The sequence below is a fragment of the Aeromonas sp. A35_P genome, from assembly GCF_002259925.1.
GTDB lineage: Bacteria > Pseudomonadota > Gammaproteobacteria > Enterobacterales > Aeromonadaceae > Aeromonas > Aeromonas dhakensis.
This window is the reverse complement of record NZ_NEVB01000211.1, coordinates 1-26018: the sequence shown is the minus strand read 5'-3', so window position 1 is coordinate 26018 and position 26018 is coordinate 1. Positions and strand designations below refer to the sequence as shown.

Sequence of the window (26018 nt, the reverse complement as noted above, 5' to 3'; positions counted from 1 at the left end):
CTAAAGGGCCGTTGGAGACCACAACGTTGATAGGTGGGGTGTGTAAGCGCGGCGACGTGTTGAGCTAACCCATACTAATTACCCGTGAGGCTTAACCATACAACACCCAAGAAGTGTTCGAAGGCTTGTAGCAGATACCGAGAACGAAGAACAAAATCAGCTTTTTCAGATTGAAGATTTTTGCCTGGCGGCAATAGCGCAGTGGAACCACCTGACCCCATGCCGAACTCAGAAGTGAAACGCTGTAGCGCCGATGGTAGTGTGGCATTCGCCATGCGAGAGTAGGACACTGCCAGGCACCCAATTTTAGATTACGCGGTGAGCGTGGTCTTTACCGGTTAGTGTGCTGATATGGCTCAGTCGGTAGAGCGCATCCTTGGTAAGGATGAGGTCCCCAGTTCGATTCTGGGTATCAGCACCATTAAATATTAAAGCCTCCCAATCGGGAGGCTTTTTTGTTTCTGCTTTTTCAATTCATCGATATCTGTCTGGCATCGAGATAGAAACGGGGCTGTCCCGACGCTTCTATCTGGATGGCAGCCACCAGTCGTTCATCGCGTTTGTATTCCCACTGCTTCTCTATCGAGGTCAACGGCGGCTTGCTGATGCCCAGTGTCTGCAGATACTCGTGAAACAAGCCTGCACTGCCGATCTCGGTCAATCCTGCTTTCATCCCAATCAACTCCCTTTTATTGTTGCTGTCTATCAATAGTAACAGTCTCATATGTATTCAATATGAACGCTTTTCTATCAAATTGATCCAAGCTAAGTTGTGGCTTGAAAAAGCAATTGGCGGCTGAAAAAAGGAAGAAAAACATGCTGATAAAGAACCTGCGCCTGGCCGGCAGGGAAGGAACCTGGCAGATCCTCTGCCAGGATGGCCTGATCCGTGCCATCGAGCCCATGAGTACTCATCTGCTCTCCACCCATGAGTTGGATGGGGAGGAGGGGCTCGCCATTGCTCCCTTTATCGAACCGCACATCCATCTCGATACCACCCGGACGGCGGGCGAGCCGAGCTGGAACCTCTCCGGCACCCTGTTCGAGGGGATAGAGCGCTGGGCCGAGCGCAAAGCACTGTTGACCCACGAGGATGTGAAACGGCGCGCCATCCAGACGCTGAAGTGGCAGATCGCCAACGGTATCCAGTTCGTTCGCACCCACGTCGATGTCTCCGATCCCAATCTGGTCGCTCTCAAGGCGATGCTGGAGGTGAGGGAAGAGATGCAGGAGTGGGTGGAGCTGCAGATCGTCGCCTTCCCGCAGGAGGGGATCCTCTCCTACCCGAACGGCAAGGCGTTGCTGGAAGAGGCCCTCAAGCTGGGGGCCGACGTGATCGGTGCCATCCCCCATTTCGAGTTCACTCGGGAATATGGGGTCGAAAGTCTGCACTATGTGTTCGATCTTGCCGAGAAGTATCATGTTCTGGTCGATGTGCACTGTGACGAGATCGACGATGAGCAGTCCCGCTTCATCGAGACGCTGGCGACCCTGGCCTACGAGCGCGGCATGGGTCAGCGGGTGACCGCCAGCCACACCACCGCCATGCACTCCTACAACGGGGCCTATGCGTCGCGTCTGTTCCGGCTGTTGAAGCTGGCCGACCTCAACTTCGTCGCCAATCCACTGGTGAATATCCACCTGCAGGGACGCTTCGACAGCTATCCAAAACGCCGCGGCATCACCCGGGTGAAGGAGATGCTGGCGGCGAACATCAACGTCTGCTTCGGTCACGACGACGTGTTCGATCCCTGGTATCCCATGGGGACGGCCAACATGCTGCAGGTGCTGCACATGGGGCTGCATGTCTGCCAGATCATGGGGTATGAAGAGATCAACGACAGCCTCAAGCTGATCGGCAGTCACGGTGCCCGCACTCTGAACGTGCAGGATCGTTATGGCATCGAGCTGGGCAAGCCGGCCAACCTGCTGATCATGCCAGCCGAAAACGGCTTTGATGCGGTGCGCCGCCAGGTGCCGGTGCGCTACTCCATTCGCCATGGCAAATTGATTGCCGACACCAGGCCGGCCCAAACTACGCTGCACCTGGCGCAGAGCGAACCGGTCGATTTTCGCCGTTGAGCCGAGGGCGTCGATTAATTGCCCTGCTGTCCCCCCGGGTCGACATTTTGCATAATGTCGGCCTGATACTGTGGAGTCTGCTTCCATGCAAACTTGGTTATTTGTTGCTGCCGGTGGGGCCATCGGTGCCTGCCTGCGTTTTGGCATCGCCGAGCTGATGGCGCTGCTGCTGGGGCGCCACTTCCCCTACGGCACCCTGATGGTCAATCTGATCGGCTCCTTCATCATGGGGGTAGCCTACGCCCTCATCCTGCACGGCCACATAGCCGAACACCCGATGAAGCCGCTGTTGATGGTGGGGATCCTCGGTGCCCTCACCACCTTCTCCTCTTTCGCGCTGGACACGGTAGCGCTGGCCCAGCACGGCGCTTATCTCAAGGCGCTGCTCAACATCGGCCTCAACCTGTTTCTCTGTCTGGCCATGGTTGTGCTGGGGATGCAGTTGGTCGCCAGCCGGGTTTAAGGTGTCCGCACGCCATTGGCTCTGGTAAACTGGCGGCCATTCTTTGCTCTATGGGTGTTTAAGGGATGTCAGAACAGACTACGACAACGCATTTTGGCTTTAAAACCGTGGCCGCGACCGAGAAGGAAACCCTGGTCGCCGGCGTCTTCCATTCGGTGGCAGCCAAGTATGATCTGATGAACGATCTGATGTCGTTCGGCATCCACCGCCTGTGGAAGCGCTTCACCATCGACTGCTCCGGTGTGCGCAAAGGCCAGAAGGTGCTGGATCTGGCCGGTGGTACCGGCGATCTGACCGCCAAGTTCTCCCGCATCGTCGGTGAAACCGGTCAGGTGGTGCTGGCCGACATCAACGACTCCATGCTCAAGGTGGGTCGCGACAAGCTGCGCAATCTGGGGGTGGCCAACAACGTCTCCTACGTCCAGGCCAACGCCGAGGCGCTCCCCTTCCCGGACAACCATTTCGACGTCATCACCATTGGCTTCGGCCTGCGCAACGTTACCGACAAGGACAAGGCGCTCGCCTCCATGTTCCGGGTGCTGAAGCCGGGCGGCCGCCTGCTGGTGCTGGAGTTCTCCAAGCCGGTGAGCGAAGTGATCGCCAAGCTCTATGACCTCTACTCCTTCAAATTGCTGCCGAAAATGGGCGAAATCGTCGCGAACGACAGCGAAAGCTACAAATACCTGGCGGAATCCATCCGTATGCACCCGGATCAGCAGACCCTGGCCGGCATGATGGAAAATGTCGGTTTCGAGCAGGTGGAGTTCTACAACCTGACTCAGGGCGTGGTCGCCCTGCACCGCGGTTACAAGTTTTAAGGTCGCCTATGCCGATGGATGCCATGGTCACCGCGGTGATCGAAACCAGCCTCAACCGGCTGCTGGAACTGGACAAGCAGAGCCCCGAGCGGCTGCGCAAGCTGGCGGGCAAGGTACTCAAGCTGGAGCTGCGCGAGCTCAAGCCGCTCTGGTTTGTCTTCTCCGGGCGCCGGCTGGATGTGCTGGCCAAGTTTGAAGGGGAGGCCGATGCGGTGCTGAGTCTCTCCCTGACCGCCCTCGGCCTGCTCAAGGATCCCTCCTCTCTGACGCGTTACATCCGTGAAGAGAAACTGGATCTGAGCGGCGACCCCCAGCTGGTGCAGGCGTTCAGCGTACTGCTGGGTGAGCTCGACATCGACTGGGAAGAGGAGCTGTCCCGCTACACCGGCGACGTGCTGGCCCATACCCTGCTGCGCGGTGCCAGTCAGGCGCGTCGCTTGCTGGGCAGTGAACTGTGCCGCAGCCAGCGTCAGCTGGCCGAGTATCTGACCGAAGAGATACGGCTTGCGCCGGGTCCGCTGGAAGTGGCCAGCTTCAATGACGATGTCGAGCTGCTGGCGCAACAGATGAAAGCGGTCGAGCTGCGGCTGGCCCGCTTCGAACAGCGGGTAGCCTAATGACACCGAAGGAGTTCAAGCGCCTCTATCGCATTATCAGCATCCTGCTGGAGCAGGGCATCGACGAGCTGGTGCCCGCCCGTTACCAGCCCTGGCCTGGCTGGCTGGCCCGCCGCAGCCTGTTCTGGCTCAAGAACAAGCGCCAGGAGCTGAGCCGTGGTGCCCGCATCCGGCTCGCCTTCGAGGCACTCGGCCCCATCTTCATCAAGTTCGGCCAGATGCTCTCGACCCGGCGCGATCTGCTGCCGCCTGACATCGCCGAGGAGCTGGCTTTGCTGCAGGACAGGGTGCCCCCCTTCTGCGGTCAGGCCGCCCGTCGCCAGATCGAGGCGAGCCTGGGCTGCACCATCGAGACCCTGTTCGACGACTTCGACGAGACGCCGCTGGCGTCCGCCTCCATCGCCCAGGTGCATACCGCCAGGCTGAAGGAGAACGGCCGCGAGATCGTCATCAAGGTGATCCGTCCCGATATCGAACCGGTCATCGAGGCCGACCTGCGGCTGATGCAGGCGCTGGCCCGTCTGGTGGCCCGTTTCGTGCCCCAGAGCGGACGACTGCGCCCCATCGAGGTGGTGGAGGAGTATCGCAAAACCATCCTCGACGAGCTCAACCTGATGCGGGAAGCGGCCAACGCCATCCAGCTGCGCCGCAACTTCACCGGCTCAGAGGCGCTCTACGTGCCCGAGGTGTTCACCGAGCACTGCCGCGAACAGGTGCTGGTGATGGAGCGGATCTACGGCATTCCGGTCTCCGACATCGCGGCGCTGGAAGCCAACGGCACCAACATGAAGCTGCTGGCCGAGCGCGGGGTGGAGGTGTTCTTCACCCAGGTGTTCCGCGACAGCTTCTTCCACGCCGACATGCACCCGGGCAACATCTTCGTCTCCTATGAGCACCCCGAGAATCCGCTCTGGATTGGCATCGACTGCGGCATCGTCGGCACCCTCAACCGGGAAGACAAGCGCTACCTGGCGGAGAACTTCCTCGCCTTCTTCAACCGCGACTACCGCCGGGTGGCCGAGCTGCACGTGGAGTCCGGCTGGGTGCCGCCCGATACCAAGGTGGACGAGTTCGAGTTCGCCATCCGCACCGTGCTTGAACCCATCTTCGAGAAGCCGCTGTCCGAGATCTCGTTCGGCCACGTGCTGCTCAACCTGTTCAACACCGCCCGTCGCTTCAACATGCAGGTGCAGCCGCAGCTGGTGCTGCTGCAGAAAACCCTGCTCTATGTGGAGGGGCTGGGTCGTCAGCTCTATCCCCAGCTGGATCTGTGGCAGACCGCCAAACCCTATCTGGAAAACTGGATGTACCAGCAGGTGGGGCCCAAGGCGGTGTGGACCGCTATCAAGGAGAAGGCGCCATTCTGGGCGGAGAAGCTGCCGGAACTGCCGGAGCTGGTCTACGAGACCCTGCGCCAGACCCGCCATCAACAGCACCATTTCGACCAGATGTTCGCCGAGTTCCGCCGTCACAGCCGTCGGCAGGGACAGGCTCGCTACCTCTTAGGGGTTGGAGCCAGCCTGCTATTGGCCGGTGTATTCTTGCTGACCCAAAAACAACACATTGAGTGGGGACAAATCAGCCTCGCCGGCGCCGGGTTATGCTGGCTGCTGGGGTGGTTGCGGACCCGTTCTCATTAAATAAACCGCGCCAGCGGGCGCCTGTCCTGGAGATAAAAATCATGGGTGGTATCAGTATTTGGCAATTGTTGATCATCGCAGTCATCGTCGTGCTGCTGTTTGGTACCAAGAAGCTGCGTGGCATCGGTGGTGATCTGGGCGCCGCGGTCAAGGGTTTCAAGAAGGCGCTCTCTGACGAGCCGAGCGATGCCAAGTCCGAGCAGAAGGATGCCGAGTTTCCGCCGAAGCAGCTGAACGAAGCGGCCGGCCAGCCTAGCGATGCCGCCAAGCAGAAAGATAAAGATCAGGCCTAAGCCATGTTCGATATCGGTTTCTGGGAGCTGGTTGTCATTGGTGTCGTCGCCCTGGTGGTGCTCGGCCCCGAGCGGCTGCCCGTGGCGATCCGTACCGCCAGCCACTGGATCAGACTGATCCGCAGCACTGCCAACTCGGTCAAGGCCGAGCTGGAGCAGGAGCTCAAGTTGCAGGATCTGCACAACGATCTGAAGAAGGCCGAACAGCTGCAGATGAACAACCTGAGCCCCGAGCTGCAGGAGTCTATCGAGCAGCTGAAAGCGGCCGCACAATCGGTGACCCGTCCATATGAACAGCAAAACACCATCCATCCCGCACCGGCGTCGGCCGAGGTGAAGGAGGAATCTGTGCCGCCAGCCGCCGCGGCGGTCGCGCCGGAACAGACTGCGATCGTGGATGAGCGCCCCGGTGCCCAGCCACGTACCGAACAAGGGGAGGTGAAGCCATGAGTCAGGCCGAGCAACCTCTGATCAGCCACCTGGTGGAGCTGAGAACGCGCCTGCTGCGTTCCATCACCGCCATCCTGCTGGTGTTCATCGCGCTGATCTACTTCTCCAACAACATCTACGACTTCGTGGCCCAGCCGCTGCTCAGCCAGCTGCCGGAAGGGACCAGCATGATAGCGACGGATGTGGCGACGCCCTTCCTGACGCCCATCAAGCTGACCCTGGTGGTCTCCTTCTTCGTGGCGATCCCCTATCTGCTCTACCAGGCCTGGGCCTTCATCGCCCCCGGTCTGTACCAGCATGAACGGCGTCTCATCATGCCGTTGGTCGCCTCCAGTGCCGTGCTGTTCTACGCCGGCATGGCGTTTGCCTACTACGTGGTGTTCCCGCTGGTGTTCGGTTTCTTCACCAGCACCGCGCCCGCCGGGGTAACGGTGGCGACCGACATCGCCAGCTATCTGGACTTCGTGCTGACCCTGTTCTTCGCGTTCGGGGTGGCGTTCGAAATTCCGGTAGCCACCATACTGCTGTGCTGGACCGGGGTGACCACCCCCAAGAGCCTGAAGGAGAAACGTCCCTACGTCGTCGTCGGGGTGTTCGTGGTCGGCATGCTGTTGACGCCGCCCGATGTCTTTTCCCAGACCCTGCTCGCGATCCCCATGTGGGCTTTGTGGGAGATAGGTCTGTTCTTCGCCCGCTTCTACGTGAAGAAAGAGGACGAGGAGCAACAGGAATCAACGGAAGAGGGGAGCTGAGGCTCCCTTCCTCTTTTCATGCTCCCGTTCGAGGCGTATGGTAAGGCCCCATCGAGTAGATGGTTTTCAAATACCTGATATGTCTTCCTTTTGTTCGGACCCGCTGACCCCATGATCGACATAGGTGTAAACCTGACCAGCAGCCAGTTCGCCGATGAACAGGCCGATCTGGTGGCTCGCGCCCGCGCCGCCGGGGTGGAGGCGCTGATCCTGACCGGCACCGATCTGGTCGGCAGTCGCGAAAGCGCCACCCTGGCCGCCCGCTGGCCGGGTTACTGCTTCTCCACCGCTGGGGTGCATCCCCACGATGCCAAGAGTGTCGATGAGGCGACTCTGCCCACCCTGCGCGAGCTGGCGGCGCTGCCGCAGGTGGTGGCTATCGGCGAGTGCGGTCTCGACTACAACCGCGACTTCTCGCCCCGTCCGGTGCAGGACGCGGTGTTCGACGCCCAACTGGCGCTGGCCGCCGAGCTCGGGATGCCGGTGTTTCTCCATTGCCGCGATGCCCACACCCGTTTCATCGAGATCCTGCGCCCCTGGCTGCCCAAACTGCCGGGGGCCGTGCTGCACTGCTTCACCGGCTCCGACGAGGAGCTGGACCAGTGTCTGGCGCTGGGGCTGCATATCGGGGTGACCGGCTGGCTCTGTGACGAGCGTCGTGGCCAGTTGCTGCGCGAGCAGGTGGCCCGCATTCCGGCCGGCCGACTGATGATAGAGACGGACGCCCCCTACCTGGTGCCGCGGGACCTGAAACCCAGACCCAAACGCAACGAACCCGCTTTTTTGCCGCACATCGCCCAGGTGGTGGCGGCCTGCCGTGGTGAAGCGCCCGAGGCCTTGCTGGCCCATACCCGGGCCACCTCCGCCGCGTTTTTCCAACTTCCTCTTTTGGAGTGACTCATGGCTACAACTCTTCCAGGCGCCTTTCCGGGCCGCCGCCTGCGCCGGGTGCGCAAACATGATTTCAGCCGTCGTCTGGTACGCGAGAACGTACTGACCGCCAATGATCTCATCTACCCCGTGTTCGTGCTGGAGGGGGAGAACCGCCGTGAAGCCGTTCCCTCCATGCCTGGGGTGGAGCGTCTCTCCATCGATCTGTTGCTGGAGGAGGCCGCCGAACTGGTGGCACTTGGCGTGCCGGCCATCGCCCTGTTCCCGGTCACCCCGCTGGAGCAGAAGAGCCTGCTGGCGGAAGAGGCCTACAACCCGGACGGGCTGGCCCAGCGCACAGTGCGTGCCTTGAAGGCTAGCTTCCCGGAGCTGGGGGTCATCACCGACGTGGCGCTCGACCCGTTTACCACCCACGGTCAGGACGGCATCATCGATGATGAAGGCTATGTGCTGAACGACATCACCACCGAGATCCTGGTGAAACAGGCGCTCTCCCACGCTGCCGCCGGGGTCGATATAGTCGCGCCGTCCGACATGATGGATGGCCGTATCGGTGCCATCCGCGCGGCGCTGGAAGAGAACGGCTTCATCAACACCCAGATCATGGCCTACTCCGCCAAGTACGCCTCCTGCTACTACGGCCCGTTCCGCGACGCGGTTGGCTCTGCCGGCAATCTCGGCAAGAGCAACAAGGCCACCTATCAGATGGATCCGGCCAACAGCAACGAAGCCCTGCACGAGGTGGCGCTGGATATCCAAGAAGGGGCCGACAGCGTGATGGTCAAGCCGGGCATGCCCTATCTGGACGTTATCCGCCAGGTGAAGGATCAGTTCGGCGTGCCGACCTTTGCCTACCAGGTGAGCGGCGAGTACGCCATGCACATGGCGGCGATCCAGAACGGCTGGCTGAAGGAGAAGGAGTGCATCATGGAGTCTCTGCTCTGCTTCAAGCGGGCCGGGGCCGACGGCATCCTTACCTACTTCGCCAAGCGCGTGGCGCAGTGGCTGAAGGAAGATGCCCGGGCCTGATGGCAGGACGCCTTCTATGCAATGCAGACAATGCCGGCCCCGGGGCCGGCATTGTCGTTTCTGGGGGGCTATCTGGTCGTTTTGTGTGCACCTTTTGACCAAATGTGGGCAGCGGCCCTCGCTCTCGATGGCAAAGGCTTGATTAATGGGGTTTCTGCCTACATCTTAGGTAGTCCAAGCAAGCTTCTGGACGGCAGGGGCTGTAGAGAATTTAGAGGTATTGCCGGATGACTAACCCTTTGCTGACAATGGACTCGCTGCCCCCGTTCAGCCAGATCCAGCCCGACCAGGTACAGCCTGCCGTGACGCAGGCCATTGCCGATTGCAAACAGAAGATCAGCGATGTGCTGGCCCAGCGCGAGCCCCACACCTGGGACAGCCTGATCGCCCCGCTGGAAGAGGTAAATGACCGTCTGTCCCGGATCTGGTCGCCGGTCAGCCACCTCAACTCAGTGCAGAACAGCGAGGCGCTGCGCGAGGCCCACGACGCCTGCCTGCCGCTGCTGTCCGAATTCCAGACCTATGTGGGTCAACACGAAGGGCTCTATCAAGCCTACCTGGCTCTCTCCGAGAGCGACGATTTCCCCCTGCTGAGCGCCGCCCAGCGCAAGGAGATCCAGAATACCCTGCGCGATTTTCGCCTGTCCGGCATCGGCCTGCCCGCCGAGGCACAGCAGCGCTACGGCGAGATCCAGGCCCGCCTCTCCGAGCTGGCCTCCCGTTTCAGCAACAACGTGCTGGACGCGACCCAGGGTTGGAGCAAGCTGGTGACCGACGAGGCCGAGCTGGCCGGGCTGCCTGCGAGTGCACAGGCCGCCGCTCGCCAGCTGGCCGAGCTGAAGGGCAAGGAAGGCTGGCTGTTCACTCTGGACATCCCCTCCTACCTGCCGGTGATGATGTATGCCGACAACCGCGCCCTGCGCGCCGAGCTGTACGAGGCCTTCACCACCCGCGCCTCCGACCAGGGCCCCAATGCCGGCAAGTGGGACAACTCCGCCATCATGACCGAGCTGCTCACCCTGCGCCGCGAGCTGGCCCAGCTGCTGGGCTTTGCCAACTACGCCGAGCTCTCCCTGGCCACCAAGATGGCGGACAAGCCGGAGCAGGTGGTGAACTTCCTCACCGATCTGGCGCGCCGCTCCCTGTCGCAGGGCAAGGCCGAGCTGGAAGAGATCCGCGCCTTCGCCAGCGAACAGCACGGCCAGAGCGAGCTGGCGGCCTGGGATATCCCCTATTACGCCGAGAAGCTCAAGCAGTACAAGTTCTCCATCTCCGACGAGCAACTGCGCTCCTACTTCCCCGCCAGCAAGGTGGTGAAAGGGTTGTTCGAGGTGGTCAAGCGGGTGTTCGGCATGAAGGTGCGCGAGCGCCTCGGCATCGACACCTGGCACCCGGACGTGCGCTTCTACGACATCTTCGACGCCGAGGACGAGCTGCGCGGCAGCTTCTACCTCGACCTCTATGCCCGCGAGCACAAGCAGGGTGGCGCCTGGATGGATGTCTGCCTGGGTCGTCGCTACCGTCAGGACGGTTCGCTGCAAAAGCCGGTGGCCTACCTGACCTGCAACTTCAACGGCCCGGTGGATGGCAAACCGGCCCTGTTCACCCACAACGAAGTGGTCACCCTGTTCCACGAGTTCGGTCACGGCATTCACCACATGCTGACCCGGATCGACGTGGCCGGTGTGGCCGGTATCAACGGCGTGGCTTGGGACGCGGTGGAGCTGCCGAGCCAGTTCCTCGAGAATTGGTGCTGGGAGTCCGAGGCACTGGCCTTTATCTCCGGCCATCACGAGACCGGCGAGCCGCTGCCTGCCGATCTGCTGGAGAAGATGCTGACCGCCCGCAATTTCCAGGCGGCCATGCAGATGCTGCGCCAGCTGGAGTTCGCCCTGTTCGACTTCCGTCTGCACCAGGAGTTTGACCCGGCCAATGCGGATCAGATCCCGGCGCTGCTGGACGAGGTGCGCCGTGAAGTGGCGGTGATGACGCCACCGGCCTTCAACCGCTTCCAGCACAGCTTCTCCCACATCTTCGCCGGCGGTTATGCGGCGGGCTACTACAGCTACAAGTGGGCGGAAGTGCTCTCCGCCGACGCCTTCTCCCGCTTCGAGGAGGAGGGGATCTTCAACCCGGTGACCGGCCACTCCTTCCTGAAGAACATCCTGGAGAAGGGTGGTTCCAAGGAGCCGATGGAGCTGTTCCGCGCCTTCCGTGGCCGTGAGCCTCAGGTGGATGCCTTGCTGCGCCACAGCGGGATTGCCGCATGAGGCTGCAGGCCCCGCCAGGCGTGAGCTTCAAGCAGGTACACCTCTGCCACAGAGTGCGATCACCGCGTGATTTTTGAGATAAAAAGGGACCTTTTGGTCCCTTTTCTCAAGGCATTTTAATATCTTGCGGATAGCATGTTTGCACTGTTCCCGCCTCTTCAGTAGAGTCGGGGTCTACCTTCCAAGGAGAGAAAGAACCTTGCCATGAGGCGAGCACTCGAGTCTGTCTATCAAATCATCTCAAGTCTGTCTCATTCGAGTGGTCAGGGATATTTCGATACCTTTGTGAGTGAAATCGCAGCAGCGGTCGGGGCCGACTTCGTCCTGATTTCGGGTAGGGATCAAGCGGGGCTCTCCTGCAAGGTGCATGCAACCTATCCTGCCTCTCTCGATACGACCCGCTTCAGTTTTCCGGTCAGCGCCACCCTGGGGGAGATCACCCTGCAGGAGGGCGAGGCCTGGTTCAGCGATCGGGTACAGCAACTGTTCCCCCACGCCGCCGTGTTGCAGGCCTGGCAGATCCAGGCCTATGCCGGCATCGCCCTCAAGAGTGCGCAGGGGGAGACGGTGGGCATCTGCAGCCTGCTGTTCAAGCGGCCGCTCACCAACATGGACAAGGTGATGGGCCTGCTGCGCCTGCTGGCTCCGCTGGCCGGGCGCGAACTGGCGCTGATGCTGCAGCAGCCAGCGCCGCCCCAGCCCGAGTACCACGATTTTCTGCACACCATGATGTCCCACGCCCCGGTTGGGATCGGCAAGCTCGATCTGGACGGCAAGCTCGATCTGGACGGCAAGATCCTCTGGACCAATCCGGCCATCGAAAAGATGCTGGGCTACAGCCAGGAGGAGCTGGTTCATCGCAACGCCGCCGAACTCAATCATCCGGAAGACTGGCTGCGCAGCGTCGCCTGCTATGAAGAGCTCAGGCGCGGCGAGCGTAGCGCCTTCACCCAGGAGAAGCGTTACCTGCACCGTGACGGCCAGCTGCTGTGGGGGCGGGTTACCGTCACCCTGGTGCGGGACGATCAATTGCAGCCCGACTACCTGATGGTGGTGCTGGAGAACATAGACCCCCTCAAGCGTCACGCCGAGCAGCTCAAGCTCTCCCACCGGGTCTACGACAACCTCTCCGAGGCGATCCTGGTGTGCGACGCCGACAGCCGCATCATCTCGGTCAACCCGGCGTTCGAGCAGATCACCGGCTACAGCGAGGAGGAGGTGTGCGGCCAGCGCCCCAGCCTGCTCAAGTCCGGCCTGCACGATCAGGCCTTCTACGCCGACATGTACCACGCGCTGGAGCGGGTGGGGGGGTGGCGCGGCGAGGTGTGGAACAAGCGCAAGAACGGCAAGCTCTACCCCCAGCAGCTGATGATCAGCACCCTGCGGGAAGGGGGGCGGATCAGCCAGTACATCGCCATCTTCAGCGATCTCTCCCAGACCAAGCTGGCGGAGCAGAAGATCGCCGCCCAGGCCAACTACGACAATCTCACCGGGCTGCCCAACCGCTGGCTGTTCGGCCGCTGCCTCAGCCGCTTCTGCGAGCGGGGCGAGCGCTTCGCGCTGATGGTGCTCGACCTCAACAACTTCAAGGCGGTCAACAACAGCATGGATCACCATGCCGGTGACGCCCTGCTGCGGGAGGTGTCGGATCGGCTGGTGAGCCGGGTGCGCACCGAAGATCTGGTGGCCCGCATCGGCGGCGACGAGTTCGCCTTCCTGGTGCCCGGCATCGTCAATCGCCGCCAGGCCGAGGTGTTTGCCAAGCAGGTGGTCGGCGGCTTCGCCCGTCCCTTCATGCTGGCCAACCAGCACCTCTACGTGACGGCCACCATCGGCATCACCCTCTGCCCGGGCGACGGGCTGGAGAGCGACGAGCTGCTCGGCAGCTACTGCGCCTCCATGCGCGAAGAGGTGCGCCAGCGCCACCAGATGCAGCAGGATCTGGCGGAGGCGATCAAGCTCGAGCAGCTGACCATGGCCTACCAGCCGATCTGGGACAACCGCAGCGGCCGGGTCGCCAAGCTGGAGGCACTGGTGCGCTGGTATCACCCGCACTGGGGCCAGGTGTCGCCGGCGGACTTCATCCCGCTGGCGGAGGAGGCGGGGCTCATCCAGGGGCTGGGGGCGCTGGTGCTGTGGCAGTCGTGCCGGGATCTGGCGCGGCTGCAGCAATCCGGCTTCCCGGATCTGCAGATGTCGATCAACCGCTCCACCCTGGAGTTCCAGACCATAGATCCGGAGGCGAGCGAGTGGCTCAAGGTGATCCACCACTTCGGACTGGACCCGGCGGACATCGTCATCGAGATCACCGAATCCCTGCTGATGGAGACCAGCGATCAGCACAGGGTGCGGATCGATGCCCTGCGCGAGGCGGGCTGCAAGCTGGCCATCGACGACTTTGGCACCGGCTACTCGGCGCTCAACTATCTGCGCAACTTCCCGGTGGACCTGGTGAAGATCGACCGGGCCTTCGTGCGCCACATCCCGTTCAACGAGCAGGACCGGCTGCTGCTGGACGGCATCATCAACATAGTGCACAACCTCGGCATGCAGGTGGTGATCGAGGGGGTGGAGACCCGCGAGCAGCTCAACTTCCTCTGCCAGAAGGGGTGCGCCTTCACCCAGGGTTATCTGCTGAGCCGGCCGCTCGCCTACGACGACCTCACCGAGTATTTGCAGCTCAACGACAAGAGCATGTTCCTGCAGACCAGCTGACCCTTACTGCGCCGCTTTCATCCTCTCCTGTTTCTCCTTCAGTGTCCGGTAATCCTCCCCGAGATAGCGCAGATAGATGCGATCCAGCACCCCTTCGTCCAGCATCTGTTGCAGCGCCTTGTTGTAGGCGGGCAGCAGGTCAGCCTTCTGCTTGCCGAAGCAGAGGTAGAGCGGGGTCGAGTCGAGAAAGGGGGTGAGCGCGCGGATCTTGACGTCCTGCTCTCTGGAGAGAATGGGGGCCGAGAAGTAATCCAGCACTATCAGGTCGACCCGGCTCTTCTCCAGCATCAGCAGCAACTGCTTGTCGGAGTGGGCCTTGATGGGTACCCAACCGGTGAAGTGCTTGATCCTGTCGGTGTAGTCATAGCCCCTGACCATCCCTACTTTCAGCCCCTTGGCCATCTCCCACGAGAAGGTTTGCAGCGGGCTGTCGCTGCGCACATAGGCGGCCAGCGGGTAGAAGGCGGTGGCAAGATCGGAGTGGTAGCAGCCGGGGAGGGGCGCATTGTCGAGAATACCGTCCGCCAGCTCGGTGTTGACGTACTGTTCGCAGCGTCCCCACGGCAGTTCGAGCAGGGTGAGCTGCATGCCGAGGCGGTGTGCCACCTCCTGATGGATCTCGACCGATATGCCCTCCATCAGCTTGCCCTGTTCGGCGTAGGAGAAGGGGGGCCAGTCAACGCCGCAGACCTTGAGATGGCCGCCGCTCTGGGCGGCAAGCAGCAGGGCGATAAGCAGGTGCATAGGGTTTCCTCCCTACAGCCACGTAAAGGGGCTGTGATACACTCGGTTCACTGAACTTAGAATGCATCCAGAGCCCATGCAAATCCTCCTCGAAGACCCCGCCAAGGCGGCCCAGGCAGAAGCCCTGAGCAGCCAGCTTGACCAGATCGACCTGCCCCAGTTTGCCCTGGTGTTCACCCCGGAGCGGCTGGAGCTGCGCAAGCTGGACGAACCCAAGCTGGGCGCCGTCTACGTCGATTTCGTCGAAGGGGCGGTTGCTCATCGCCGCAAGTTCGGCGGTGGCCGTGGCCAGTCTATCGCCAAGGCGGTGGGGCTCAAGGCGGGCGCCATGCCGACCGTGGTGGATGCCACCGCCGGGCTGGGACGCGATGCCTTCGTGCTCGCCTCCCTCGGCTGCAAGGTGACCATGATTGAGCGCAGCCCCGTGGTGGCGGCCCTGCTGCAGGACGGGCTGACGCGCGCCGCACAGGATCCCGAGATCGGTCCCTGGGTGCGCGAGCGAATGCAGTTGCTGCATGGCCCTGCGGTGGAGACCCTGCTGGGGTTGGCCGAGCGGCCGGATGTCATCTACCTCGACCCCATGTTCCCCCACAAGCAGAAGTCGGCGCTGGTGAAAAAAGAGATGCGGGTGTTCCAGTCGCTGGTGGGGGCGGATCTCGACGCCGATGCCCTGCTGCCGGCGGCGCTCACCATGGCGGACCGGCGGGTAGTGGTGAAGCGGCCGGACTACGCAGGCTGGCTCAACGAGCAGAAGCCGAGCATGGCCATCGAGACCAAGAGCAACCGCTTCGATGTCTACGTGATGGCGGCGCTGGCGGGGTAACGGCCACGACGATGCCTGCCGAGCAGTCAAAGAAGAGGGCCAACCCGATAGGGTTGGCCCTCTTGCCATCTACTGGCTGTGGGCTGGTGCTGGCGGGGCGAAGCGGATCAGCTTCTCCTCCCCCTGCCAGTTGAGCGCCATGGTCGCCAGCTCCGCCAGGCTGAGCCGTTCGCCGCCGTGCAGCAGCAGGTACTCGACCCCTTCTCTGGCCTCTATGGTGCGGATCTTGTCCGCCCACTGGCGGCCATCCTTACAGGTGAGGGTGACCGGCAGCTGCCAGCTGGCGGCGATCTCCAGCCAGTCGTAGAGATCGCAACTGATGGGTTGGTATCTGCTCATGCGGTCGTTGTCCCCCTTGTCGCCCGTTACTGGAAGTTGATGCTGGTGGTGGGCGCCACCACCGTCTGGGCCTTCTGCACCTGTTCCAGTTGCAGCGGGTCGCCGGCCAGCGCCGGATCATCCTCGTCGCCGTTGCAGACCAGCACCAGATCGTAGCTGCCGAGATTGACAAATCCCAGCTCGTAGCCAAAGCCGCCTCCGGTCTGCGGCAGCACGGGGGCGCTGGCGTAGAAGCCGTTGTCGCTGTCGGCCATGTCGGGATAGGCGTCGTCACCCACCGGGCGCAGCTCGTCATAGAAGTAGACGAATGCCTTGTCGGTCAGCTGGCCACCGCACAGCCCGGCTGCCACCGTGCCCTTGACGGTGGCAACCTGGGTGTTGTTCACCAGCCGTACGCCTCTCGGTTTGAGCTTGTAGTACTGCTCGTGGCCTGGCAGCACCATGGACTGGCGCAGATCGAATTCGGTGGTAAAGGCACTGAGGCCGTTGGCGGCGATGGTGAAGGCGTCCAGCTTGAGCTCGCTGCTGGGCACCTCCAGCGGCTTGATCACCCCATTATCCTGCTTGACGTAGGAGTAGGGGGTGCCGTCCAGAAACTGGTTGGCGACCTCCCGCCCGTCCAGCACCCGCAGCCGCATCTGGCTGTAGTTGCCGGGCACCACGCTCTGGCTGGCCAGCAGGGGGCGACTGACGGAACCCTGATAACTCAGCAGATCGATGTAGGTAAACAGCGGCCTCCCTGCGCTGTCGAGCGGAATGGTCTCGCCGCTCGGGGTGCAACCATCGTCCTGGGTCGAGGTGAGGAAGCTGGCGGTGGTCCAGCTCTGCTCGGTGCCGGCGACGGGGTGGATGCTGATGTTGGAGACGGCGATGCAGACCTTGCTGACGCCATCTACCGGGGCGTCGGAGAAGGCCAGTGAGAGCTGGGCCTGTGGTGGCTGGCTGCTGTTGTCGCCGCCACCACCGCCGCAGGCGGTGAGCAGGGCGGTCAGTCCGATCAGGGTCAAAGGTTTCATGGCGTCCATTCCGGTTGGTTGTGAAGACAACCCTACTCTAGTCGAACGTAGGCCATGAGGGGGGGCGGAGCCCAGACGCAAGGGCGGGAGCAGCCCGTCAGCCCAATAAAATCAAGGAGCAGGCCTGAGTGGCGCCAGTGCTGGCTGCGAAAGAGATTGTCGGAATGTCGGGGCACTGATTGGGCTGGGCCCAATCAGGCTTCCAGCAGCCGGGTGGGCCAGCCCATCTTCTGCTGGCGTTCCACTTCGAGGCGCAGCTCGCTGGCGCGCAGGTAGTGCTCGTCCAGCCACCCCTTGGGCAGGGTCAGCGTCAGAGCCTCGTCATCTGCCTGCAGGGTAAAGATCGGCACAGTGCCCTGGGTGCGGCGCATGCAGAGGATTAGCGCGATGCGCAGGATGCGGGCCAGCCGGATCGCCTGGCGAGCCGTGACGGCCCCCTGCTTCTCCAGCGGTTCCAGCTTGAATTCGTCCCGCTGGTTGAACAGCAGGGCAGACAGCAGCTTCTTCTGCGCGGGGGTAAAACCCGGCATGTCGATGTTGTCGATGATGTAGGCGGCGTGTTGCGGCGCCTTCTTGTACTCGATGCACAGGCCGATCTCGTGCAGCAGGGCCGCATAGCGCAGGATCGGGCGACCGTAGCGCTTGGAGAGACGCCAGGCCGGTTGCAGCTGGGTGAATGCCTCGATGGCAGTGTCGCGTACCCGCTCGGCGTGCTCCTTGTCCAGCTGGTAGCGGCTGATCAGGCTGTCGGCGGTACGATCGCGGGCATCACAGTCGTGATTGTTGCCGAGCAGGCCATAGATCAGCCCCTCGCGCAGGGCACCGCCCGCCAGCGTCATGCTCTCGATACCGAGGGTTTCGAAGATGGCGATCAGGATGGCGAGGCCGGAGGGGAACACGGTCAGCCGCTCGGCCGCCAGCCCTTCCAGTTGCAGCTGGTCGAGCTTGCCACAGGCGATGGCCTGACCCATCAGCTCCTGCAGCTTCGGCAGGGTGACCCGCTCGCTCTTGCCCTGCGCCAGCATGATCTCCTGCAGCGCCTGCACAGTGCCGGAAGCGCCGACGCAGGTGCGCCAGCCGAGCACGCGGTAATCATCCGTCACCTTCTCCAGCACCGTTTTGGCGGCGGCAATGGCCTGGTTGAAGCGCGCTTCGCTCAGCTCGCCGTCACCGAAGTGGTTGTTGAGCCAGGTGACGCAGCCCATGTGCAGGCTGTTGAGCAGCTTGGCCTCGCTCTGTTCGCCGATCACCAGCTCAGTACTGGCACCGCCGATATCGATCACCAGCCGGTTGCCTTCCCCCGCCGAGGTCCAGGAGACCCCTTCATAGATGGTCTTGGCCTCTTCCTCACCCGAGATGATCTCGATGTTGTGGTTGAGTACCCGTTCCGCTTCACGCAGAAACTCGTCGACGTTGGTGGCCAGGCGCAGGGTCGCGGTGCCGACTACCCGGATGTTGTCGGCCGGAATGTCCTGCAGCTGCTCGGAGAAGAGGCGCAGACAGTCCCAGCCCCGCTCCATGGCGGCACGGCTGAGACGAAAATCGGCATCCAGACCGGCGGCGAGGCGCACCTTGCGCTTGACCTTGGTGACGGTGCGCAGGGCACCGGCGACCTCGCGCACCACCAGCATGTGAAAGCTGTTGGAGCCGAGGTCGATGGCGGCATAGAGAGGCGAGTTGTGCAACTGGGCCTATCCTTCAGCTTTTGCGGGGAGGACGACGACGGTTGTTGCTGTTGCCACCGCCCTGGCGATCGCGCATGTTGCGGTTCACCGGCTGACGGTTGCGGAACACCCGTTTCGGCGCGGTCACGTCATCCAGCAGCGCCTCGCGGTCATATTTGCTGACCGGGATCGGATGGTGGATGTACTCCTCGATGGCCGGCAGGTTGAAGGCATAGTCTTCACAGGCCAGGCTGATGGAGTGACCGCTCTTGCCGGCACGACCGGTACGACCGATGCGGTGTACGTAGTCCTCGGCGTCGTCGGGCAGGTCGTAGTTGAAGACGTGGGTCACGTCAGGGATGTGCAGACCACGGGCGGCCACATCGGTGGCAACCAGAATGTCTACCGCACCCTTGGTGAAGTCTTCCAGGATCTTCATCCGCTTCTTCTGCGGCACGTCGCCGGTCAGCAGACCGACGCGGTGGCCGTCATTCTCCAGCCAGGCGTGAACGTCTTCACAGACGTGCTTGGTGTTGGCGAAGACGATGGCTTTCTCCGGCCACTCCTCTTCCATCAGGGAGAGCAGCAGCAACATCTTGTCTTCGTTGGAAGGGTAGAAGAGCTCTTCTTTGATTCGTACGCCGGTCATCTGCTCCGGCTCGACCTGCACATGTTCCGGGTGGTTCATGTGTTCGTAGGCCAGCTCCTGCACCCGCAGGGAGAGGGTGGCGGAGAACAGCATGCTCAAGCGCTCGGTGGCGGGCGGCATGCGGCGGAACAGGAAACGGATGTCCTTGATGAAGCCGAGATCGAACATGCGATCCGCTTCGTCCAGCACCACGACCTGGATGTTGCTCAGATCGATGACCTTGGACTTGAAGTAGTCGATGATGCGGCCAGTGGTGCCGATCAGGATGTCGACACCCTGCTCCAGTACGGCCAGCTGCTTGTCGTACCCTTCACCGCCATAGGCGAGGCCGAGCTTGAGGCCGGTCGAGGCGGCCATGCTGTCGGCATCGTTGTAAATCTGTACTGCCAGTTCCCGGGTCGGTGCCATGATGATGGCGCGCGGCTGATTGATTAGGCGCGGCTTGGTCAGCGGGTGGGTCAGCAGATAGTTGAAGGTGGCAGCCAGGAAGGCGATGGTTTTGCCGGTACCCGTCTGGGCTTGGCCGGCGAGGTCATGGCCTTCTACCAGCAGCGGCAGAGAGAGTGCCTGGATGGGGGTGCAATAGTGAAATCCCTTTGATTCCAGACCAGCCAGAACTTCGGGTTCGAGGCCCATTTGGGCGAATTTGTCGGTCGTTAAGTGTGTTTTGCTCATGGCGGTAGGTTATCAGGTTAGGCTTGCAATAATAAACAGGATCATTTCAAATAGGGCAACTATTGCCTTTGTTGATACGTCAATAAAGCCTTAATTACTGACTGGAGTTGGAGATGAGTGACAAGATTGTTCAGCTGAGCGATGCCAGCTTCGAGGCAGATGTAATCAAAGCCGATGGCGCCGTTCTGGTCGACTTCTGGGCCGAATGGTGTGGTCCGTGCAAGATGATTGCCCCGATCCTGAACGAAGTCGCCCAAGAGTATGCCGGTCGTGTGACCGTGGCGAAATTGAACATCGACCATAACGCCGACACTCCGCCCAAGTATGGCATTCGTGGTATCCCGACCCTGCTGCTGTTCAAGAATGGCGAAGTGGCAGCGACCAAGGTCGGTGCCCTGTCCAAGACTCAGCTGAAAGAGTTCCTGGACGGCAACCTGTAATAATCATCGAGGAGCGCATTGCAATAATGCGCTCCTTCTGTTTTATCACCTAGACGCTCACCCCGATTGGTGCTAATTTATCGCTCGTTTGCTAACCTTTTTGCCTGACTCTTTGCTCACACATCAGCCCGGCAAATCAAATCCGATCAGCATCAATCCAGCAGACTGTCTCCTCATTTCAATCCTTGCTTACAGACTTTCACCACTATGAATCTGACTGAATTAAAGAACACTCCTGTGTCCGAGCTGGTACAGCTTGGCGAATCCATGGGGTTGGAAAATCTGGCTCGGGCGCACAAGAAAGACATTATTTTCGCGATCCTCAAGGCGCACGCCAAGGGTGGCGAGGATATCTTCGGCGACGGTGTGCTGGAAATCCTGACCGATGGTTTCGGCTTCCTGCGTAGTGCAGATGGCTCCTACCTGGCCGGCCCGGACGACATCTACGTCTCCCCGAGCCAGATCCGCCGCTTCAACCTGCGCACCGGCGATACCATCTCCGGCAAGATCCGGCCGCCGAAAGAGGGCGAACGCTACTTCGCGCTGCTCAAGGTCAACGAGGTCAACTACGACCGTCCGGAAAACTCCCGCAACAAGATCCTGTTTGAAAACCTCACTCCGCTGCACGCCAACGAGCGTCTGCGCATGGAGCGTGGCAACGGTTCCACCGAAGACATCACCGCCCGCGTACTGGATCTGGCATCCCCGATCGGTAAAGGCCAGCGCGGCCTCATCGTCGCACCGCCCAAGGCCGGTAAGACCATGCTGCTGCAGAACATCGCCCAGAGCATCGCCTACAACCACCCTGACTGCGAACTGATCGTCCTGCTGATCGACGAGCGTCCGGAAGAAGTGACCGAGATGCAGCGGATGGTGAAGGGCGAAGTGATCGCCTCCACCTTCGACGAGCCGGCTTCCCGTCACGTCCAGGTCGCCGAAATGGTGATCGAGAAGGCCAAGCGTCTGGTCGAGCACAAGAAGGACGTGGTGATCCTGCTGGACTCCATCACCCGTCTGGCCCGTGCCTACAACACCGTCATCCCGTCATCCGGCAAGGTACTGACCGGTGGTGTGGACGCCAACGCACTGCACCGTCCGAAGCGCTTCTTCGGTGCCGCGCGCAATGTTGAAGAGGGCGGCAGCCTGACCATCATCGCCACCGCGCTGATCGATACCGGCTCAAAGATGGATGAAGTCATCTACGAAGAGTTCAAGGGCACCGGCAACATGGAACTGCACCTCTCGCGCAAGATCGCCGAGAAGCGTGTCTACCCGGCCATCGACATCACCCGCTCCGGTACCCGCAAGGAAGAGCTGCTGACCACCGGCGACGAGCTGCAGAAGATGTGGATCCTGCGCAAGATTGTCCACCCGATGGGCGAGATCGACGGCATCGAGTTCCTCATCGACAAGCTGGCGATGACCAAGACCAACGACGAGTTCTTCGACGCCATGCGGCGTCAGCAGAAGTAACCGACTCGAAAAATGATGAAACCGCGGCCCAGGTCGCGGTTTTTGTTTATCTATTTTGCGGTCGCCTGAGTAGTATGAAACCTCGATGTCACAAGGATAGGGACGTCATGAAACATGTACTCCTGATAATGCTGAGCTGGCTGCTGGTGCCGCCGGCTTTGGCGGGCCAGACTCCGTCCGCCGGGACGGCTCCCCGCATAGCGCTGGTGGCCGACGAGGGGCTGCAGGGCCACCTCGACTACCTGACCGGCCGGCTGCAGCAGGGACAGTTTGCCGCCATCGATTCCCTGCTGGACTCCCTGGCCGTGGGGCAGCGGGAGTATCTGCTGTGCCAGCTGCTCGCCACCCTCGACAGTCAGCCCAGGGCTGCCAGTCCGCAGCTGCTGGCCTGGGTGCGCGCCCAGTCGTTCAAGGCCCCCAGCTGGCTGGTGGAGAAAGAGGTGGACGGTTTTCTGGTGCAGCAACCCGCCTACGACTTTGCCGCCGCGGCGCGGCAGGTGCTGAGCCGCTGGCAACTGCAGGCCTGGCAGGACAACTACCGCCAGCTGCTGGAGGCGAACCGCTTCGAGTTCAAGCAGATCTACAACAGCCGCAACCCGGATCTGGCCCAGCAACAGCAGGCGCTGCTGAACGTGCTCGCCGGGCAGCCGGCTGCCGTGCTGCAGCGCGAGGCACAAAAGCTGGCCGGCCTGAACATCTTCCTGCCCGACAACCGGCTGCTGCGGCTGCTGGTCGAGCGTACCGGCGACAGCGCCCTTTACCAGAGACTGTGGCGCCAACCGGCGGATCACGACAGTGTGGCGGCTCTGGCCAGCGTGGGGCGTTTTTATCAGGGCCAGGCGGCGAGCGATCTGCTGATCGCTGCCAGCCGCAACGCCTCCCTCAAGCAACCCGCCCTGCACCAGCTCAGTCAGCTTTCGCCGCTGCCCGACACCGCCCAGCAGTTCCTGCTGGCGGAGCTGGGCAACCGCCAGTACAGCGGTCAGGTGGCCAGCCTGCTGTTGCAGGTGGACGAGCCGAGGCTGCTGGCCCAGCTTGCCGATCGGCTGACCCGGCAGGAAAAGCGTCATGCAAGTCCGATGGTGCAGCCCGAACCGGGTACACCCGCCGGCTCCCCGGAGTTATAATGCGGCATCGCCTGCACACAGGGTACCTGCATGAAATACAAGGATTTGCGTGATTTCATCGCGCAGCTGGAACAAAGCGGACAACTCAAGCGCATCACGCGCGAGATAGACCCCTATCTGGAGATGACCGAGATCAGCGACCGCACCCTGCGTGCGGGTGGGCCGGCCCTGCTGTTCGAAAATCCCAAGGGTTACGCCATGCCGGTGCTGACCAACCTGTTTGGCACGCCGGACCGGGTCGCCATGGGCATGGGCCAGCCCAACGTGGCCGCCTTGCGCCAGGTAGGGACCTGGCTCTCCTACCTGAAGGAGCCTGAACCGCCCCGTGGCTTCAAGGAGCTGATGGAGAAGCTGCCGATCTTCAAGCAGGTACTCAACATGCCGACCAAGCGTCTCTCGTCCGCCCCCTGCCAGCAGCGGGTGCTGGAGGGAGACGCGGTCGATCTGGACCAGATCCCCATTCAACACTGCTGGCCTGGCGACGTGGCGCCGCTGGTCACCTGGGGGCTCACCATCACCCGCGGCCCCTACAAGAAACGGCAGAACCTCGGCATCTATCGTCAGCAGAAGATCGGCAAGAACAAGCTGATCATGCGCTGGCTGGATCACCGCGGCGGTGCCATCGATTTTCGCGAGTGGCAGGAGGCCCATCCGGGTGAGCGCTTCCCGTTGGCGGTGGCGCTGGGCGCCGATCCGGCGACCATCCTCGGCGCGGTGACGCCGGTGCCGGATACCCTCTCCGAGTACGCCTTCGCCGGTCTGCTGCGCGGCAGCCGCACCGAGGTGGTGAAGGCCATCAGCTGCGATCTGGAGGTGCCCGCCAGCGCCGAGATCGTGCTGGAAGGCTATCTGGAGCCAGGCGAGCTGGCCCCCGAAGGGCCCTATGGCGATCACACCGGCTACTACAACGAGGTGGACGAGTTCCCGGTCTTCACCATCACCCACATGACAATGCGCAAGGATGCTATCTACCACAGCACCTACACCGGCCGGCCGCCCGATGAGCCGGCGGTGCTGGGGGTGGCGCTCAATGAGGTGTTCGTGCCGCTGTTGCAGAAGCAGTTCCCCGAGATCGTGGACTTCTACCTGCCGCCGGAGGGGTGCTCCTACCGGATGGCGGTGGTGACCATCAAGAAGCGCTACCCGGGCCACGCCAAGCGGGTGATGCTGGGGGTCTGGTCCTTCCTGCGCCAGTTCATGTACACCAAGTTCGTGATCGTCTGCGACGACGACATCAACGCCCGCGACTGGAAGGACGTGATCTGGGCCATCACCACCCGGATGGACCCGGCCCGCGACACCACCCTGATCGAGCACACCCCGATCGACTACCTGGACTTCGCCTCGCCGGTCTCCGGCCTCGGCTCCAAGATGGGGCTGGACGCCACCAACAAGTGGCCGGGAGAGACCAACCGCGAGTGGGGCCAGCCCATCGTCCAGGACGAGGCGGTGAAGCAGAAGATCGATGCCCTCTGGGACGAGCTGAACATTCTCGGTTGATGAGCGGCGGCCGGCCAGACGGGCCGTGCCGCCTGGCCGGGATGCAAAAGATTGATGCCATTTGAGCTGAATTGGGTATGCTCGACTGACCTGACCACTTTGCTGGTCGCCAGTCCACAGTGAATCAAGAGCGAAAGCGGGCCGAACGAGCCCGTCACAAGGATAAGAATGCAACGTATCAAGTGCCGCGTAGAGGAACTGCGCGAATATGTCGACACCATCTGGCACGTGGCCCTGACGCCGCTGCAAGAGGTCAGCTTCAAGCCGGGCCAGTATCTGCTGGTGGTGATGAGTGATTCGGACAAGCGTCCCTTCTCCATCGCCAACTCGCCGACCCGCCCCGGCGTGCTGGAGCTGCAGATCGGCGCCACCCCGGAGAACGCCTATGCCGGCCAGGTGCTGGCCCGCATGCGCGAGCAGGGGGAGATCGAGATTGAGCTGGCGGCGGGCAAGGCCTTCCTGCGGGAAGAGTCACCCCGGCCGCTGATCCTGATGGCAGGCGGCACCGGTTTCTCCTATGCCCGCGCCATTCTGGAATACCTGATCGACAGTGGCAGCAAGCGCCCGGTGTTCTTCTACTGGGGCGTACGCCAGGCGCACTGGCTCTACGAGCAGGAGCAGATGCAGCAGTGGGAGCGCGACTACGCCCCGCTCACCTACATCCCTGTGGTGCAGGAGCCGGAGAGCGACTGGACCGGCAAGACCGGGCTGGTGCACAAAGCCATCATGGATGACTTCGTCAGCCTGCATGACTACGACATCTATGTGGCCGGTCGTTTCGAGATGGCGGGGGCGGCGCGGGAAGAGTTCAAGATCCTGGGGGCCGAGCCGGAGCGCATCTTCGGCGACGCCTACGAGTTCATCTGAGTTCGGCATGAGGTCGGTCACGTAACCGGGAATACCTCGCTGCATTTGCCGCCGCAACTTGCTTTGCGGCAGGCCAGAAACAACAAACCCCAGCCTGGCTGGGGTCTGCTTTATGGGGGCGGTGTTATTCGCCCTTGGCGCCGAGCTGCTGCTCGAGCTGGGCCAGCTTGGCCTCGAGAGCGGTCAGCTTCTCGCGGGTGCGCAGCAGCACCTTGGTCTGCACGTCAAACTCTTCGCGACTGACCAGGTCCAGCTTGCCGAGCTGGGACTGCAGCACCTGACGGATCTTCTTCTCCACCTCTTCACCCATGCTGCGAATGCCGGGCGGCAGGGAGTTGTGCACCTGTTTGGCGATCTCTTCCAGTTTCTTCGGGTCGATCATGTGGTTCTCCTTAAGCAATGCGCCATTCTACCGGCAATTGATCCGCTTTGCCGAGATCGGGGGTCGCTTTTTGCCATCTGGCGTACAAGTGACCTCTGGTCGGGTCTGGTATCCGGGATGAAGCTGTTAACCTATCGAGTCCCGTTTCTATTCCAATTCCTTGATGCTGTACACAAAAAAAGCAGATCAGATGACCGACCAGCTACTTAATAATTGTTGCGTTGCTGTTAAGATGTACCGGTCGGGTTTTTACCCAACGCCGTCAGCATTTCACGGATAACAACTAAAAAGAGATAAGG

The 26018-nt window shown here is 61.9% G+C and carries 25 protein-coding genes, 1 tRNA gene and 2 rRNA genes; 21 read left to right on the top strand and 7 right to left on the bottom strand.

The annotated features are described in order from the left end of the window. From CAK78_RS15880 to CAK78_RS15870, 3 genes are all read left to right on the top strand, one after another. A 23S ribosomal RNA gene (locus tag CAK78_RS15880) occupies positions 1–99 on the top strand; the annotation flags it as partial. An 84-nt stretch (positions 100–183) separates the two neighbouring features. After that, positions 184–298: ribosomal RNA gene (gene rrf / locus CAK78_RS15875) — 5S ribosomal RNA — on the top strand. 47 nt (positions 299–345) lie between these two features. After that, positions 346–421 (top strand) — tRNA-Thr (locus CAK78_RS15870). A 48-nt stretch (positions 422–469) separates the two neighbouring features. Here CAK78_RS15870 and CAK78_RS15865 read toward each other — a convergent pair. Next, a complete protein-coding gene (locus CAK78_RS15865) occupies positions 470–724 on the bottom strand; it encodes a hypothetical protein (protein ID WP_010635577.1) in 255 nt (84 codons plus the stop codon). A 92-nt stretch (positions 725–816) separates the two neighbouring features. Here CAK78_RS15865 and CAK78_RS15860 point away from each other — a divergent pair, with 92 nt between their 5' ends. From CAK78_RS15860 to CAK78_RS15805, 12 genes are all read left to right on the top strand, one after another. Continuing rightward, entirely contained in the window at positions 817–2082 is a 1266-nt protein-coding gene (locus CAK78_RS15860) for a cytosine deaminase (protein ID WP_094697906.1), read from the top strand. A gap of 85 nt (positions 2083–2167) precedes the next feature. Next, positions 2168–2545 carry a fluoride efflux transporter CrcB gene (crcB, locus tag CAK78_RS15855; protein WP_005307266.1) on the top strand — a complete coding sequence of 126 codons (378 nt, stop codon included), beginning with the start codon at positions 2168–2170 and terminating at the stop codon, positions 2543–2545. 65 nt (positions 2546–2610) lie between these two features. Further along, positions 2611–3363 carry a bifunctional demethylmenaquinone methyltransferase/2-methoxy-6-polyprenyl-1,4-benzoquinol methylase UbiE gene (gene ubiE / locus CAK78_RS15850; RefSeq protein ID WP_010635575.1) on the top strand — a complete coding sequence of 251 codons (753 nt, stop codon included), beginning with the start codon at positions 2611–2613 and terminating at the stop codon, positions 3361–3363. Positions 3364–3371: 8 nt separating this feature from the next. Then, positions 3372–3980, top strand: a complete 609-nt coding sequence (locus tag CAK78_RS15845; protein WP_094697905.1) for a ubiquinone biosynthesis accessory factor UbiJ — start codon at positions 3372–3374, stop codon at positions 3978–3980. Beyond that, positions 3980–5620 (top strand): ubiquinone biosynthesis regulatory protein kinase UbiB, encoded by a 1641-nt coding sequence (gene ubiB, locus CAK78_RS15840; protein WP_094697904.1) that lies wholly within the window; start codon positions 3980–3982, stop codon positions 5618–5620. The genes CAK78_RS15845 and ubiB overlap by 1 nt, the downstream gene beginning before the upstream one ends. A gap of 41 nt (positions 5621–5661) precedes the next feature. Further along, positions 5662–5913: a Sec-independent protein translocase subunit TatA gene (tatA, locus tag CAK78_RS15835; RefSeq protein WP_005307275.1), complete on the top strand. Its 252-nt coding sequence runs from the start codon at positions 5662–5664 to the stop codon at positions 5911–5913. A 3-nt stretch (positions 5914–5916) separates the two neighbouring features. After that, a complete protein-coding gene (tatB, locus tag CAK78_RS15830; protein WP_094697903.1) occupies positions 5917–6363 on the top strand; it encodes a Sec-independent protein translocase protein TatB in 447 nt (148 codons plus the stop codon). Next, positions 6360–7115, top strand: coding sequence for a twin-arginine translocase subunit TatC (tatC, locus tag CAK78_RS15825; protein ID WP_005307280.1), 756 nt, complete (start codon positions 6360–6362; stop codon positions 7113–7115). Before tatB ends, tatC begins: the two co-directional genes overlap by 4 nt. A gap of 111 nt (positions 7116–7226) precedes the next feature. Beyond that, the gene (locus tag CAK78_RS15820) at positions 7227–8012 is read left to right on the top strand and encodes a TatD family hydrolase (RefSeq protein ID WP_094697902.1); all 786 of its coding nucleotides are present in this window, start codon (positions 7227–7229) and stop codon (positions 8010–8012) included. Between the two features lie 3 nt (positions 8013–8015). Beyond that, entirely contained in the window at positions 8016–9035 is a 1020-nt protein-coding gene (gene hemB / locus CAK78_RS15815; RefSeq protein ID WP_094697901.1) for a porphobilinogen synthase, read from the top strand. 227 nt (positions 9036–9262) lie between these two features. Further along, entirely contained in the window at positions 9263–11305 is a 2043-nt protein-coding gene (gene prlC, locus CAK78_RS15810; protein ID WP_094697900.1) for an oligopeptidase A, read from the top strand. Positions 11306–11509: 204 nt separating this feature from the next. Continuing rightward, positions 11510–14020: a putative bifunctional diguanylate cyclase/phosphodiesterase gene (locus CAK78_RS15805; RefSeq protein ID WP_094697899.1), complete on the top strand. Its 2511-nt coding sequence runs from the start codon at positions 11510–11512 to the stop codon at positions 14018–14020. A gap of 3 nt (positions 14021–14023) precedes the next feature. Here CAK78_RS15805 and CAK78_RS15800 read toward each other — a convergent pair whose 3' ends face one another. Further along, positions 14024–14764, bottom strand: a complete 741-nt coding sequence (locus tag CAK78_RS15800) for a substrate-binding periplasmic protein (protein ID WP_094697898.1) — start codon at positions 14762–14764, stop codon at positions 14024–14026. A 76-nt stretch (positions 14765–14840) separates the two neighbouring features. Here CAK78_RS15800 and CAK78_RS15795 point away from each other — a divergent pair, with 76 nt between their 5' ends. Beyond that, positions 14841–15587 carry a class I SAM-dependent methyltransferase gene (locus CAK78_RS15795; RefSeq protein WP_094697907.1) on the top strand — a complete coding sequence of 249 codons (747 nt, stop codon included), beginning with the start codon at positions 14841–14843 and terminating at the stop codon, positions 15585–15587. A 69-nt stretch (positions 15588–15656) separates the two neighbouring features. On the opposite strand, the gene CAK78_RS15790 is transcribed toward CAK78_RS15795, so the two are convergent. From CAK78_RS15790 to rhlB, 4 genes are all read right to left on the bottom strand, one after another. Next, on the bottom strand, positions 15657–15926 hold the full coding sequence (locus CAK78_RS15790) for a Rho-binding antiterminator (protein ID WP_094697897.1): 270 nt from the start codon (positions 15924–15926) through the stop codon (positions 15657–15659). Positions 15927–15952: 26 nt separating this feature from the next. Next, positions 15953–16942 (bottom strand): DUF4382 domain-containing protein, encoded by a 990-nt coding sequence (locus tag CAK78_RS15785; RefSeq protein WP_176452820.1) that lies wholly within the window; start codon positions 16940–16942, stop codon positions 15953–15955. Between the two features lie 194 nt (positions 16943–17136). After that, complete coding sequence (gppA, locus tag CAK78_RS15780; RefSeq protein ID WP_094697895.1) at positions 17137–18627, bottom strand: guanosine-5'-triphosphate,3'-diphosphate diphosphatase; 1491 nt, start codon at positions 18625–18627, stop codon at positions 17137–17139. Between the two features lie 13 nt (positions 18628–18640). Next, positions 18641–19930, bottom strand: coding sequence for an ATP-dependent RNA helicase RhlB (rhlB, locus tag CAK78_RS15775; protein WP_005307299.1), 1290 nt, complete (start codon positions 19928–19930; stop codon positions 18641–18643). 113 nt (positions 19931–20043) lie between these two features. Between rhlB and trxA the strand changes: the two genes are divergently transcribed. The 5 genes from trxA (at position 20044) to fre (ending at position 25337) form a co-directional block, all read left to right on the top strand. Further along, the gene (gene trxA, locus CAK78_RS15770; protein WP_005307306.1) at positions 20044–20370 is read left to right on the top strand and encodes a thioredoxin TrxA; all 327 of its coding nucleotides are present in this window, start codon (positions 20044–20046) and stop codon (positions 20368–20370) included. Between the two features lie 207 nt (positions 20371–20577). Next, positions 20578–21843: a transcription termination factor Rho gene (gene rho / locus CAK78_RS15765; protein ID WP_005307308.1), complete on the top strand. Its 1266-nt coding sequence runs from the start codon at positions 20578–20580 to the stop codon at positions 21841–21843. A 107-nt stretch (positions 21844–21950) separates the two neighbouring features. Further along, complete coding sequence (locus CAK78_RS15760; protein WP_094697894.1) at positions 21951–22970, top strand: hypothetical protein; 1020 nt, start codon at positions 21951–21953, stop codon at positions 22968–22970. 30 nt (positions 22971–23000) lie between these two features. Continuing rightward, entirely contained in the window at positions 23001–24470 is a 1470-nt protein-coding gene (ubiD, locus tag CAK78_RS15755) for a 4-hydroxy-3-polyprenylbenzoate decarboxylase (protein WP_094697893.1), read from the top strand. A gap of 168 nt (positions 24471–24638) precedes the next feature. Then, positions 24639–25337: an NAD(P)H-flavin reductase gene (gene fre / locus CAK78_RS15750; protein ID WP_017780576.1), complete on the top strand. Its 699-nt coding sequence runs from the start codon at positions 24639–24641 to the stop codon at positions 25335–25337. Positions 25338–25461: 124 nt separating this feature from the next. On the opposite strand, the gene ubiK is transcribed toward fre, so the two are convergent. Continuing rightward, positions 25462–25719 carry a ubiquinone biosynthesis accessory factor UbiK gene (gene ubiK, locus CAK78_RS15745; protein ID WP_005307315.1) on the bottom strand — a complete coding sequence of 86 codons (258 nt, stop codon included), beginning with the start codon at positions 25717–25719 and terminating at the stop codon, positions 25462–25464. Positions 25720–26018: the final 299 nt, after the last annotated feature.